Origin of the sequence: Litchfieldia stipae (assembly GCF_014837155.1) — a bacterium.
Lineage (GTDB): Bacteria > Bacillota > Bacilli > Bacillales > Bacillaceae_L > Litchfieldia.
On record NZ_JACYHA010000001.1, the window covers coordinates 164,927 to 179,063 of the forward strand.

Genomic DNA, 14,137 nt, shown 5'->3' on the forward strand with positions numbered 1-14,137 from the left:
TCTATTTGATTTCATCAACTTTATAGGAAATCAAATCAAAAAAAGGGCAAAAAAAGAGCAGACATTAGCTGTCTACTTCTTTTTTCATTCTTATTAACCAAGTACATGATATCCTGAATCTACATGAATATTCTCTCCTGTGATTCCTCTTGATAAATGGCTAAACAGAAATACTGCTGTATCTCCGACTTCTTCCTGTGTTGTCGTACGTCTAAGTGGTGCCTTTTCCTCAATGGTCTTAAGAATTGAATTAAAATCGCTGATTCCTTTAGCAGATAAGGTTCTGATTGGACCAGCTGAAATTGAGTTCACTCGAATTCCGTATTTCCCTAAATCACTCGCTAAATATTTGACACTTGCTTCAAGAGATGCCTTTGCAACTCCCATGACATTATAATTAGGTAACACTCTTTCTCCACCTAAATAAGTTAATGTAACAATACTTGCGTCCTCACTCATTAAATCCTTACTTGCTTTTGCAACTGCAGTAAGGGAATACGAACTAATATTATGAGCTAGCAAGAACCCTTCACGAGTTGTGTTCATGTAATCTCCATCAAGCTCTTCTTTATTTGCAAAGGCAATACAGTGAGCAATCCCATGAATGACACCGACTTTTTCTTTGATTTCTGCAAAGCACTTCTCAATGTCTGCATCATTTGTTACATCACATGGAAGAACGAGGTTTTCAGCCCCTTCTAGAGATTCTGCAAGATCACGGACACTTTTCTCTAGCCTTTCTCCCGCATATGTGAATACTAAGCGTGCTCCAGATTCATGAAGAGCACGTGCAATTCCCCATGCAATACTTCTTTTATTCGCTACTCCCATTACTACATATGTACGACCCTTTAATGATAATGACATATTCATGTCCTCCTATTTATTATTACATGTTATTAGTACCTAGTCTTAAAAACATTATACCATATCTACTAAACAAAAATCTAATCTGTTTCCAAAAAAAACAAGGACCTACCTACAAGTAGATCGTCGCTTCACTTACATCCTCTATTCAGTGAACTAAATAATTCATAAAAGTAGTGGCTAATCCAAAATAAATCAAAATACTTATTAAATCATTTATGGTCGTAATAAATGGACCTGATGCAACAGCAGGATCTATCTTTAATTTATGCATCAATAAAGGCACAAGCGCTCCAGCAAGAGTAGCAACTATTAATGTTATAAAAATCGATGTTCCTACTAATACTCCTAGAAAGAAGTCACCTTTCCAAACATAAACAATCAAAGTTACAAGGATTCCACAAGATGTACCAGTAATCACACCAGTTCCAGCTTCTCGGAGAATTAATTTCCCTCTACTCTCCTTTTCAACATCCCCAGTTGCGATCCCTCTAACAGCTACTGCAAGGGCTTGAGTACCAGTATTCCCTGCCATACCAGCGATTAAAGGAATAAATACAGCCAATATCGCCACTTGATCTAACGTTTCTTCAAATCGACCTATGATACTAGCTGTTAACATTCCTAGAAATAACAGAATAATTAACCATGGCAGCCTCTTCTTTGCTGCACCAAAGGGTCCTTTATCTATTCCATCCATATCAGAAACTCCAGCAAGCTTTGAATAGTCATCTGATGCTTCTTCATCAATAACATCAATAATATCATCGACTGTAATGATTCCTAATAAATGATTTTGAAAATCAACAACTGGTAGAGCTAAGAAGTTATAATCCTTCATCTTTCTTGCTACCTCTTCTTGGTCTTCAGCCACAGAAACAGACATGACCCTATCGTACATAATCTCTGAGATGAAGGTATCATCATCTGTTACAATTAAATCTCTTAACGAAATGACACCAGACAATCTCTTATCTTCATCTATAACATACACATAATAAATCGATTCCGCTCGAGGAGCCTCTGCCTTCAAAATTTGCATCGCTGAACGTACAGTTTGGTATTCTTTTATCGCTATAAATTCAGTGGTCATGATACTACCAGCAGTATATTCTTCATAATGGAGAAGATCCTTGATTTCTTTAGCTGCATCATCTTCCATAATGGTTAAATAGCTAGCTACTTGATCCTTATTTAATTCATTTAACAAATCAACAGCATCATCTGCGTACATATTGGATAGCATCGTTGCAACAAATGAGGGGTGCATTTCAGATAGGAATTTTTGGTAGTCTGTGTCATCAATTTCTATATTTTCGAAGATTGAAGCCATTTCTTCAGGTGAAAAATAATGATAAATTTGCACTCTTTCATCTTTTGTTAATTTAGAAAAAAACTTTGCTTGATCATACGGATGAAGCTCTAATAACTGATTCCGCAAGTTCTCCATATTATCCTCTGAAATTGCTTGAAGCATTTCTTCTTCTTCAAGTTGTTGTAATTCCTTTTCATTCATTTCTGTCATTTGAATGACCCCCTCTCACAGAAATTATCGTATCAGAATTGTACTTTATTGTCGTTAGTTAAAGGAAAAGTAAAATAATTAAATTTATAAACATTTGCAAACAGAGCAAAATAAGCTAATATGATAAATGTGAATTCTTAACAATGGATAAGTATTGCTTAAGAATGAATAAATAGGGTGAAAGGAATAGCCCTCTGATAGATAGAAAGGAAATGCCTATGGAGAAGGAGACAAATCGACAACAGAAATTTGACTATACACTGGTTTTCATTTTATTTTTAATGGCGATTGTTAGCTGTATTGCTATTAAAAGTGCTCAACCAACCTTACCGGCAAAATTACAGAATGTAAATTTTATTGGGCTACAGCTCCGCTGGTATGTCATTGGAATTATAGCTGTTGCCGGAACAATGGTGATAGATTTTGATCGCTTTAAAATGATTTCTTGGTATTTATATGGATTCGGAATGCTACTATTACTAGGTTTATATTTAGGAGTTCCTGGTACTACGACAACAAAAGGGGCAACTAGTTGGTACACTCTACCTGGTATCGGAACATTTCAACCCTCAGAATTAATGAAGATTATCATGATTATTGTCTTAAGTAAAATAATTGTAGAGCATCGGGAAAAATATCCGATTAACACCGTAAAAGATGACTTCTTGTTAATTGGAAAGGTATTACTAACATCAATTCCCCCTATCTACTTACTAAAGGAACAACCTGACATGGGAATGATTATGGTATTTACAGCCATTATTGCATCCTTACTCATTGTTTCAGGGATTAAGTGGAGAATTATCCTCGGGTTTTTATCAGCTGGTTTGGTAACCATTTCGATATTCGTTTATATTTATTTTTACTTACCTGAGCTCTTTCCATTACGTGATTATCAGTTAAATCGTTTTTATGGTTGGTTAAAGCCCGAAGAATATTCAAGTGGACAAGGTTTTCAGTTATTACGTTCCTTGCTAGCAATTGGTTCCGGAGAACTCAGAGGAAAAGGCTACCAGAATTCTGAAGTTTCCCTACCTGAAGGACATACTGATTTTATTTTCGCTGTATTTTCTGAGCAATTTGGATTTGTTGGTGCAAGTATTGTGATTTCACTATTTTTCTTACTGATTTATCGAATGATTCATACTGCACTTGAAAGTCATGATCCCTTTGGTAGTTATTTATGTGCTGGTGTGATAGGGATGATTACATTCCAGGTCTTCCAGAATATCGGTATGACAATTGGGTTATTACCAATCACAGGTTTACCATTACCATTCATCAGTTATGGTGGTAGCTCACTTGCTACCTATATGATCGCGATTGGAATTGTATTAAATGTACGTTCAAGAACAAAGAAATTTATGTTTGATTGATTTCTTTCTTAGTAGAAATAAGCCATCTTCCATATACTAATGGGAGATGGCTTTTCTTCTATAATACATATGATAAGGAGATAAGAGATGAAATTCGACGTGATTGGTGATATTCATGGATGTTACCAGGAATTTGTAACACTTACAAAAATGTTAGGTTATACGTGGGATACTGGAATTCCAACCCATCCGCAAGGGAGATTACTCGCTTTTGTTGGAGATTTGACAGATCGTGGACCAGATTCTATGTCTGTGATTAATACAGTTTACGAGATTGTAAATAGAGGTGCAGGCTATTATACCCCAGGAAATCATTGTGACAAGCTATATCGATATTTCTTAGGTAGAAAAGTTCAAATAACTCACGGACTTGAAACAACTGTGGCTGAATATGAGGCACTATCTAAAATTGAACAAAAGGAAGTAAAAAAGAAATTTATGTGGTTATATGAATCCTCACCTTTGTATCAAGTGTTAGACAATGGGAAATTGGTTATTGCACACGCTGGAATACGCGAGGATCTTATTGGAAAAAACGACAAAAGAGTAAAAACTTTTGTCCTGTATGGAGACATTACAGGAAAGACAAATCCTGATGGTACGCCTGAGCGAAGAGATTGGGCTAAGCACTATAACGGATCAGCCTGGATCGTCTATGGTCACACGCCAGTAAATAAGATTAGAACAGTTAATCATACTGTCAATGTCGATACAGGAGCTGTATTCGGAGGACACCTAACCGGATATCGATATCCTGAAAGAGAATCGGTTTCAGTGCCCTCCTCAATGCCATATATTGCTGAGAAATTTCGTTCTTTAGACTAGCTTCTATTCGCCCTTCAGTACCATGTTCATATCTAAAGGTAGGTCAATTTGAATCGAAAGTGGTTCCTTACTAATTGGATGATCGAAGGTAACCTCAGAGCAATGTAGTGCTTGCCTATTTAGTAACTCAATTGAACCACCGTAGAGATCATCACCGATTAGTGGAAAACCAGCATTTGAAAGGTGGACACGGATTTGATGTGTCCTACCTGTTTCAAGCTGGAGTGATACATGTGTAACATCTTTCTTATGATAGTGTTGAATGACGTTATAGTGAGTGGTTGCTTTTTGACCATCAGGATGTACCATTCGCTCAATAATACTATCTGGCTTTCGAGCAATAGGTGCATCAATAGTTCCGCTCAAGGGGTTGATGATACCATGACTAATCGCCTCATATCTCCGCTTCAGCCTACCCTTTTTCTGTTGCTCAACAAGAACATGATGTATATATCGATACTTTGCAACAACAAACAATCCAGAGGTATCACGATCGAGACGATTTACAATATGAATCGTTGAACCTAGACCGATTTGTTGATAGTAATACATTAGTGCATTTGCTAAGCTATTGTTCGGGTGCTGTCTTGATGGGATTGTCGGTATGAATGGTTGTTTATTAATAATGAGTAAATAATCATCCTCATATACGACATCTAATGGTATTGGCGTTGCTATCATTTCACTGCTTGTTATTTCTGATGGAAAAACAAGTGTAAGATGATCTCCACTTTGTAACTTGTACCTGACATTAACTTCTTTATTATTAACTAGAATCTGGCCACCATTAAATTTGATATCAGTTAAAGCTGTTCTTGAAACTTGATACCCCTTAAGAAATTCCTTTATATCCAGTTTTTCTTCATTATCACTAATCAACCACTCTAGTTTAAAAGGAGTACTCAACGTATGATTCCCTCGTTTCATCCAGTTATAAAAGAATCACGCACTCTTTTCCAGAACGGGAAAGGCCGGAATCGTGCAAATCGAATCTTTTCAGTTGCCACTCGACATTGAATTGACTTCACGTCTTTATGTAGCAATGTTAAGTGGTCAATCGTGATTTGAAAATCAACATCATTCACTGGCTTTAGCATGCATGTATGATGATTTGGCAAAATCAGTGGGGATCCAACGGTTCGAAATACCCGATTGTTAATAGAAGCCATTTCAGCTATTTGAATCGCTTCTATTGAAGGATGTAATATCGCACCACCTAATGCCTTATTATAAGCTGTACTGCCTGATGGAGTTGAAATACATAGTCCATCCCCTCTGAAGGTTTCAAATAATTGCCCCTTGATTTCTAAATCCATCACAAGCGAGCCTTCAATTGATTTTACTGTACATTCATTTAAGGCAAGATATTTAGCCTCTCGATTACCATTAATATAGCTTATCGTTACATCAAGTAATGGGTATTCCACAATTTGATAAGGGGTTTTTGCGATAGCAATCACTAGCTTCTCAATTTCTGAAGGAACCCAATCAGCATAAAAACCTAGATGACCTGTATGTACTCCAACAAAAGCTGTTTTACTTAGCCGATTCTTGTAACGATGGAACGCATATAATAATGTCCCATCTCCTCCAATCGAGATGACGATATCAGGTTTATCCTCATCATATTCAAGCTCAAAATCAGCTAAATACGTTTTCACCTTTTGCATTAACGCATTTGAGGTTTGATCACCTTTTGAAGTTACTGCAAATTTCATACCATTCACCCTAACTATAATAGACTTTAATCTGAATCATTACCTTCTTTTTTCCTTGAGAAAATGGCTTGTGCCTCTTGAATCTCTACTCGGATTTTTGACATCTCTTCATCCAATTGAAAGGCTGCCTCTGCTGCTCTCTGTAATCGCAATTCAATATCTTTTGGAAAACGCCCTCGGTACTTGTAATTTAAAGAATGTTCAATCGTAGCCCAAAAGTTCATCGCCAATGTTCTAATCTGAATTTCAACAAGGATCTTTTTCTCACCGTCAATGGCTTGAACTGGATAGGAAATAACTAGATGATATGAACGGTATCCACTATGCTTCTTTTGTGAAACATAGTCTCTTTCTTCAATAATCTCAAAATCATTGCGATTTCTTAATAATTCTACAACTTTTCTTATATCATCTACGAATTGACACATCATCCGAAGTCCAGCAATATCCTGCATTTCTTCAGATAATTGATCAAGGGGGATATTTTTCTTATTTGCTTTATCAAGGATACTTGCAATCGGCTTCACTCTTCCTGTCACAAATTCAATCGGAGAGTGTGTACCCTGCATTTCAAACTGCGTGCGCATTCCTTTTAGCTTCACCTTTAATTCATCTACAGCTTGCTCATATGGAGCAAGGAAATGATCCCAATGTTTAATCACCTGCAAACTCACCCTTTATCTATAAATCGATGACAAAAAAATACTTAGAAAAAATGGATATTATGACGACTGTTTAAGAAATATATTTTCTACTTTTTCTACCATCTCATCACCATAGTTTGCATTTCCTTCAATATTTCCGATTAAGTATGTAAGTTCTTCTGTCATGTTTTCTAATGTTAATTTATCTTTCCCATCTACAAGGACAGGTATATAATTCTTTTCAATCATTTCCTGTAACTCTTTCCACACAGTTATTGGAAAGCTTAAATATACATATTCCGAATCATTTTCCGCTATGTAAATAAATGATAATGCATCTGAATCAACGAGCATCTGCCCAGTTGCTTTTATTTTTGTTAACTCTATTTGAGCTTCTCCAACTTGAAATTCCACACGATTTTCATTGATTATTGCACTTGTAACTTCTATCTTTTTTTGCATAATGTTCTCCTTTCAATTTAAACCCAAAACTATTTTATCACATTCAGCCCTACAAATGACATATGACAGCATTTCCCGTAAGACAAAACAGCAAAACTTTGTTAGTATACTATTAAACAAAGTAAAAGAATAAGTAGAGAGGACTGATGTTCCTTGACTCAAGAACTGGAAATTGAATACAAAAACCTTCTAACGATTGATGAATTTCATTCGGTAATGAAGTTTCTTAACTTATCTCCATCTGATTTCTTAACACAAAAAAATCATTATTTCGATACACCTGATTTTTCTTTAAAAAATAGACAATCTGCTCTAAGAATACGAGAAAAACAAAATAAATTCACATTAACATTAAAACAGCCCCAATCAATAGGATTGCTAGAAACACACCAGTCCTTAACGAAGGATCAAGCATCTTCACTAATCAACGGTGCAACAAACATTCAAGATCAAATCGCTGTAATTATTGACGATTTAGGAATTAATCCTAGTGAACTCCAATACTTTGGCACTTTAGAGACCTCTCGTGCAGAAGTCCCATATAAGAATGGATTACTCGTTTTGGATCATAGTTTTTATTTATCTGTTGAAGATTTTGAATTAGAATATGAGGTGGAGGATGCTGAAGTTGGTCTTAAAGACTTTCATGAGTTTCTAACACAGCTTCACATTCCGATTCGTCATACGAAAAATAAAATTCAACGTCTGTATCACCAACTAAACCATAAATAGGAGAAACGCATACATGAAAATTGATTTTAAATTATTAATAGAGCTTCAAGCATTGCAAACCTTAAATGGAGCTCAAAATCAATCAAATACAAATGATTCTCTCTTTAAATCCCTTTTTGAGCAATTACTACAAACACAGCCAATTGAATCAACTCTAAATAATCAATCAGGAAATTCATTACAATTACCATTACAATCGAACCCATTATTCTCGCAACAAGTGACTCCTTTAAAAGCTCAAGATGCTAATGTCCCGTCTAACATACTTGGGTATATAAATGAGGCAGCTGAAAAATACAATATTGATCCTAAATTAATTTCGTCAGTGATCAAACAGGAGTCAAATTTCAACCCAATAGCTAAAAGTCATGCAGGAGCCACTGGATTAATGCAGCTTATGCCCGCTACTGCAAGGGCTCTAGGTGTAACAAATAGTTATGATCCAAAACAAAATATTGATGGTGGTGCAAAGTATTTAAGCCAAATGCTTGATCGCTATAACGGTAACGTATCACTAGCACTTGCTGCCTACAATGCCGGACCAGGTAATGTTGATAAATATGGCGGCATTCCTCCATTTAAAGAAACACAAAATTATGTTAATAAAGTAACCACTAGTTATTATAGTTAAAACAAAATACAGGCTAATATGAGTATTTAATTTTTCGGATATTATACTCTTATTAGCCTTTTTTACGCTTCCCCTATAATTTCCATCCTTAATAAAGAGCGCTTTGTTTGAGATATCTTCCATCCATTGCTAAAATAAAGGAAGTACAGAAAACTATAACAATGACAATGATAAAAAAAATGATATACAACACCAACATATAAAGGAGGTAGAATTATGTCCGAATCCTTTCGCTCACCTTTTGATGCTTTAGGTGGAGAAGAAATTTTATCAAAGCTCGTAGATGCGTTCTATCATCGAGTCGGACAACATCCTGATTTGTCTCCTATCTTTCCTAGTGATTTATCGGAAACAGCTAGAGTACAAAAACAATTTATGACACAGTATTTAGGTGGCCCAGCAAAGTACACCGAGGAACATGGCCATCCGATGCTACGAGCAAGACATATGCCATTTGAGATTACCCCTAAGCGTGCCAAAGCATGGCTTGAGTGTATGAAAGAAGCAATGGACGAAATAGGTTTAGAGGGGCAACTAAGGGACGATTTCTATCATAGACTCGTTTTAACAGCACAACACATGATTAATACTCCTGATGAGCAATCTGAGAAAGGAGTTTTATTTTGAAATCAAAAAACAGTTCAAACTGGTTAGATTCTGGGCCTTGTGGAAAACGACCACTTGAAATCTATCTGTTTATTGACCCACTCTGCCCAGAATGTTGGGCACTCGAGCCTATTTTGAAGAAATTATCGATTGAATATGGTCGTTTTTTTACAATTAGACATATTTTAAGTGGAAGATTAGCGACATTAAATCTAGGGAAACAAAAAATTGAAAACATTGCCCAGGTTTGGGAAAGAACGGCTAGTCGAACTGGAATGTCTTGTGACGGCAGCTTATGGTTTGAAAATCCTATTGCAACTCCCTATGCCGTATCGATCGCCATAAAAGCTGCTGAATTACAAGGAAAACGATTAGGTCTTCGCTATTTAAGAAAGCTTCAAGAATTACTCTTCCTAGAAAAACAGGATATATCAGAAGAAGAGGTTCTTATCGAATGCTCTGCAAGTGTTGGGCTTGACGTTGAGGAATTTTATCGAGATTTACACTCATCAAGTGCAGCTAAAGCGTTCCAATGTGATTTGAAAATCACTTCAGAAATGGAAGTTGAGCAAATTCCAACCCTCGTATTCTTTAACGAGAATATTGAGGATGAAGGAGTTAAAATTACTGGATACTACCCATATGATATGTATGTACATATCATCCAAGAAATGATAGGTGAAGAATTTAGTCCCCAGGATCCACCTGAGTTAGAGGAATTTATTCGTCATTTTAAATTTGTTGGTTCAAAAGAGGTTGCCGAGGTTTATAATATGAGCATTAATGAGGCAGAACTTGCGATGAAGAAATTATTACTTAAACAAAAGGTCGAGCAATTCCCCGTCAAGCACGGTACTTTTTGGAGATATATTGAAGAACCAGCAGAATAATCACTGGTTCTTCTCCTAATCAAAGGTATTAAAAAAGACTTGGTTATAGGACCAAGTCTTTTTTCTTGTCATTTAAGACAATAAAGGGGATGGGAGAAATTTTTCACGGTCAAACAAAGGGGTATATGTTTGGTTTGTGACTAACTTCATGTACTTAATATATCAGATTTTGTCGAACAAATACAATAGTTTGTTTGTTATTTCACAATATTGTCAAATTCTTATAATTTTCTTATCTGCTTGTACATAACATGAAATTAGGTGAACTATTTCATTCTTAATTGAATAAGAATAGAAATATGTAGATAAGGAGGTATTTAAGGTGAAGAGCATTGGTATTATAATTGGATGCATTTTCATTGTCATCTCATTCATTTTTAATATTTTTGGATTAATGGGAGTATTCCCGTTGTATATAACTGCACCACCATTATTTATATCTTTATTTTTCACAACCTACCTAATTAATTACAGAAATCGTTTCAAAGGTTACAGAATGATGAAATAGTCTTTCCAAACATAAAATGCCAGGTTCCCAAGGAATAGATGGGTACCTGACATTTTTATGGACAAGTGGTTCAATGATTTAAGAAAGCAGCTTTTCCATTTCAGTTAATTTTTCTTCAAATACCTTGCACGCTTCTTTGATCGGATCCGATGATGTCATATCGACTCCAGCCTTCTTTAATACTTCAATTGGATAATCAGAGCTACCCGCTTTTAAGAAGTTATTGATATAACGAGTTACAGCAGGCTCTCCTTCTTCTAGAATCTGCTTACTTAGAGCAGTAGCAGCGCTATAACCAGTGGCATATTGATATACATAATAATTGTAATAAAAATGCGGAATGCGGGCCCATTCTAAACCAATTTCCTCATCAATGATTATATCTTCTCCAAAATACTTTTTATTCAGAGCATAATATATTTCAGTTAATAGGTCAGGAGTTAACGCCTCTCCTTCTTGTGCTTTCTTATGAATCGTATGCTCAAATTCAGCAAACATTGTTTGTCTGAACACGGTTCCTCTGAATCCTTCAAGGAAGTGGTTTAGTAAATACAAACGCTTTTTATCATCATCAATTGTTTTTAAAAGATAATCATTTAATAAGGCTTCATTACATGTTGATGCCACTTCTGCTACAAAGATAGAATAGTTCCCATACGTATAAGGTTGGTTTTGTCTAGTATAATAGCTGTGCACAGAATGACCGAATTCATGTGCAAGTGTAAATAAGTTATTTACATTGTCCTGCCAATTCATTAAGATATAAGGATTTGTTCCATATGCACCAGAAGAATACGCACCGCTTCTCTTCCCTTTATTTTCATGAACATCAACCCAACGATTCTCAAATCCCTCTTTTAGCACATTAAGATAATCTTCACCAAGTGGTTTTAGACCTTCTAATATATATTCCTTTGCCTCACTGTAAGTGACTTCCATCTTCACATCTTTTACTAATGGTGTATATAGATCATACATATGAAGCTCTTCTACACCCAATACCTTTTTTCGAAGTGATACATAACGGTGAAGTAAGTGTAGATTATCATTAATTGTATTAACTAGATTATCGTATACTTCCTCGGGAATGTGATTATCACTTAACGCAGCTGCACGTGCAGATGAATAATTCCTAACTCTTGCATTAAAGTTATCCTTTTTTATTGCTCCATTTAATGTACTACCAAATGTATTTTTATATTTCCCATACGTCTCATATACCGCTTTAAAGGCGTCTTCTCTCACTCTTTGATCTTCACTCTCTAAGAAACGTGTATAACGTCCATGAGTAACCTCGACTTCTTCACCATTCTCATCCTTTATGGTTGGGAAAGTAAGATCTGCATTATTTAACATCCCAAATGTAGTACTTGAAGATGCCATCACTTCTGAAGCTTCTGCTAACAACGCCTCTTCCTTAGCTGACAATACATGTGGACGCTGTTTGTTAATTTCCTCCAAAGCATGGGCATAGACCTTCAGTTCTTCTTTTTCTTCTAGGAACGATTGAATTTTACTTTCATCTATTGAAAGGATTTCTGGAACAATAAAGGAAAGAGCACTTCCCACTTGAGTGTATAGATTTGTTGCACGGTCATTTATTCCTTGATAAAAGGAATTTGCTGTATCTTGATCATAACGCATATGTGCATATGTATATAACTTTCCAAGTCTTAAAGAAATTGCATCCTGATAACTTAATGCTTCAAATAAAGTATCAGCTGAATCTCCAAGCTTCCCTTGAAAATCCGAAATCTTTGGAATCATTTCTTTAATCCCTTGAAATTCTTTCTCCCAATCCATATCTGATTCAAAGATATCCTCTAAGCGCCAAGTATCTTCTGTTGCTAGTTCATTTCTACTCTGAAGCTTTTTTACAGCTGTTTGTTCTGCCATCTTAATACCTCCATTCATATTAATTCATCAAAAAATTACTATAGTGATTCTATTCATTATTATATCTTTAAATACCTCTTTTTACTAAATATATGCTATAGCACTACTCGGAAAAATTATAATAATTAGTTAGTTTTTCGTGTGAGGAGATTTATTACTTTTCTATCTACTTCAAAGGATTGTGAATCATTGACAGGTATCGTAAAGTTGGACCTTTTTCTAAAGTCTGTTTTACTTACTTTTTCGAGGATATTTACCTTACATAACATTTGCAAATATTCCATCACCGCAAATGATACGTGAGAATTTGATGTAACAAGGGGAAGGGTTCTGACGATGATATCTTTTGTTCGAACTCTATTGCAAAATGCCCGATAGACTGTCTTAAATCCTACAATCTCCCCTATTTTCAGATTGAGCAGACTATCAATAATAATCCATAATTGCCAGATACAAGAAGAAGTATGAATCCAATACATTGTTGGACACGGTAATCCTGCTTCGGCGGGGATTAATGATGGAGACATTCGGTTCTGATAAAGAGCAAGTAATAGCCTTCTTTGATTTTTCTGAGGATAAATAGAGAAATGGAGACGAAATTGAACCTTTTGTTGAATCCATAAATATTGAAAATGTTGAAATGCAGTGTGACTTTTTCGATACAACAATACGTCTAAGGAAATGTCATTTAATTTTGTTTCATTTAGCTGTCCAAAAGAAAGCGTTGGAGAAAACGGAATGATGGAAGATAATTGATAAAACGATTGTTTTTGTGGAGAATAATAAATGATTGTGGGATACTGATGATTAAATTTGGTTAGGAACTGCCAGATAAAAGGAGACATTGTAAATTGATAGGTGGAGACTTGTTTTAAATGTGAAGCATTTATCATCCAAATCGGGGTAATTTGACTGTCTAAGTATGATAAGGTTCGTTTTTGAAATGAGGAGTCTGATAATCTTGAGCATTGAAATTCTATCGCGATTGCCTTGTCATTCTTTTCAATCAAAATATCTGGTCTTTGAGCAATAGATTTAAGATAAGGTTCTAATTTGGTTATTTCGTATTGTTGTTTTAACCAAGTAAATAATTGCTGTTTACCTGTAAGATGAGTTTCTGTTTCGGCTTCATGATCAATTGTGCATTCTGCTAACTGATAATGTGAAAAATGACTTACTTTTTTCTGACCAATTTTTAATTGGACTTCTTTCTTACAGATAGGACAGAAGAAATTCTGAGTATTACGCAATTCTCTCAATGTCCTGACATCATAATGGTCTAATAAAGAGATCGATTGTCCATATTCATTTATTGCCACTAACAAACTAAACCAACTCCTTTTCCCGTAATGACTTTCTAATTCGACACCTTTATGCAATATCCTCCAAAAAAATTACTTAGTAAAATTAATTACTAAGTAATTTGCAGCCTAAATACGTGGAGTGTAATCAGACTT

Annotated in this window: 15 protein-coding genes; 7 read left to right on the plus strand and 8 right to left on the minus strand. The window is 35.3% G+C overall.

Annotated features, from left to right (window positions below; genetic code table 11):
• Positions 1 to 93: 93 nt before the first annotated feature.
• Positions 94 to 867 carry an enoyl-ACP reductase FabI gene (fabI, locus tag F7888_RS00780; protein ID WP_191776207.1) on the minus strand — a complete coding sequence of 258 codons (774 nt, stop codon included), beginning with the start codon at positions 865 to 867 and terminating at the stop codon, positions 94 to 96.
• A 148-nt stretch (positions 868 to 1,015) separates the two neighbouring features.
• On the minus strand, positions 1,016 to 2,344 hold the full coding sequence (mgtE, locus tag F7888_RS00785) for a magnesium transporter (RefSeq protein ID WP_412095974.1): 1,329 nt from the start codon (positions 2,342 to 2,344) through the stop codon (positions 1,016 to 1,018).
• A gap of 266 nt (positions 2,345 to 2,610) precedes the next feature.
• Here mgtE and F7888_RS00790 point away from each other — a divergent pair, with 266 nt between their 5' ends.
• Both F7888_RS00790 and prpE read left to right on the plus strand, forming a co-directional pair.
• Positions 2,611 to 3,768, plus strand: a complete 1,158-nt coding sequence (locus F7888_RS00790; RefSeq protein WP_191776212.1) for an FtsW/RodA/SpoVE family cell cycle protein — start codon at positions 2,611 to 2,613, stop codon at positions 3,766 to 3,768.
• 87 nt (positions 3,769 to 3,855) lie between these two features.
• On the plus strand, positions 3,856 to 4,593 hold the full coding sequence (prpE, locus tag F7888_RS00795; protein WP_191776214.1) for a bis(5'-nucleosyl)-tetraphosphatase PrpE: 738 nt from the start codon (positions 3,856 to 3,858) through the stop codon (positions 4,591 to 4,593).
• A gap of 3 nt (positions 4,594 to 4,596) precedes the next feature.
• Here prpE and F7888_RS00800 read toward each other — a convergent pair whose 3' ends face one another.
• Genes F7888_RS00800 through F7888_RS00815 form a run of 4 tightly spaced genes read right to left on the minus strand, consistent with a single transcriptional unit; the run spans position 4,597 to position 7,417 of the window.
• Entirely contained in the window at positions 4,597 to 5,520 is a 924-nt protein-coding gene (locus tag F7888_RS00800; RefSeq protein ID WP_191776217.1) for an RluA family pseudouridine synthase, read from the minus strand.
• The gene (locus F7888_RS00805) at positions 5,517 to 6,311 is read right to left on the minus strand and encodes an NAD kinase (RefSeq protein WP_191776220.1); all 795 of its coding nucleotides are present in this window, start codon (positions 6,309 to 6,311) and stop codon (positions 5,517 to 5,519) included. Before F7888_RS00805 ends, F7888_RS00800 begins: the two co-directional genes overlap by 4 nt.
• 26 nt (positions 6,312 to 6,337) lie before the next feature.
• A complete protein-coding gene (locus tag F7888_RS00810) occupies positions 6,338 to 6,973 on the minus strand; it encodes a GTP pyrophosphokinase (RefSeq protein WP_191776223.1) in 636 nt (211 codons plus the stop codon).
• A gap of 60 nt (positions 6,974 to 7,033) precedes the next feature.
• Positions 7,034 to 7,417, minus strand: coding sequence for a UPF0738 family protein (locus tag F7888_RS00815; protein WP_191776225.1), 384 nt, complete (start codon positions 7,415 to 7,417; stop codon positions 7,034 to 7,036).
• A gap of 153 nt (positions 7,418 to 7,570) precedes the next feature.
• Between F7888_RS00815 and F7888_RS00820 the strand changes: the two genes are divergently transcribed.
• The 5 genes from F7888_RS00820 (at position 7,571) to F7888_RS00840 (ending at position 10,784) form a co-directional block, all read left to right on the plus strand.
• Positions 7,571 to 8,149, plus strand: a complete 579-nt coding sequence (locus tag F7888_RS00820; protein WP_191776226.1) for a CYTH domain-containing protein — start codon at positions 7,571 to 7,573, stop codon at positions 8,147 to 8,149.
• A gap of 13 nt (positions 8,150 to 8,162) precedes the next feature.
• Positions 8,163 to 8,780 (plus strand): lytic transglycosylase domain-containing protein, encoded by a 618-nt coding sequence (locus F7888_RS00825; RefSeq protein WP_191776228.1) that lies wholly within the window; start codon positions 8,163 to 8,165, stop codon positions 8,778 to 8,780.
• A 216-nt stretch (positions 8,781 to 8,996) separates the two neighbouring features.
• Complete coding sequence (locus tag F7888_RS00830; RefSeq protein ID WP_191776230.1) at positions 8,997 to 9,407, plus strand: globin domain-containing protein; 411 nt, start codon at positions 8,997 to 8,999, stop codon at positions 9,405 to 9,407.
• Complete coding sequence (locus tag F7888_RS00835; protein WP_225228523.1) at positions 9,404 to 10,276, plus strand: ClpXP adapter SpxH family protein; 873 nt, start codon at positions 9,404 to 9,406, stop codon at positions 10,274 to 10,276. Before F7888_RS00830 ends, F7888_RS00835 begins: the two co-directional genes overlap by 4 nt.
• A 322-nt stretch (positions 10,277 to 10,598) precedes the next feature.
• Positions 10,599 to 10,784 carry a hypothetical protein gene (locus F7888_RS00840; RefSeq protein WP_191776232.1) on the plus strand — a complete coding sequence of 62 codons (186 nt, stop codon included), beginning with the start codon at positions 10,599 to 10,601 and terminating at the stop codon, positions 10,782 to 10,784.
• Positions 10,785 to 10,862: 78 nt separating this feature from the next.
• Here F7888_RS00840 and pepF read toward each other — a convergent pair whose 3' ends face one another.
• The gene (gene pepF, locus F7888_RS00845) at positions 10,863 to 12,680 is read right to left on the minus strand and encodes an oligoendopeptidase F (RefSeq protein WP_191776234.1); all 1,818 of its coding nucleotides are present in this window, start codon (positions 12,678 to 12,680) and stop codon (positions 10,863 to 10,865) included.
• A 125-nt stretch (positions 12,681 to 12,805) separates the two neighbouring features.
• Entirely contained in the window at positions 12,806 to 13,999 is a 1,194-nt protein-coding gene (locus F7888_RS00850; RefSeq protein WP_318246214.1) for a competence protein CoiA, read from the minus strand.
• Positions 14,000 to 14,137 lie beyond the last annotated feature (138 nt).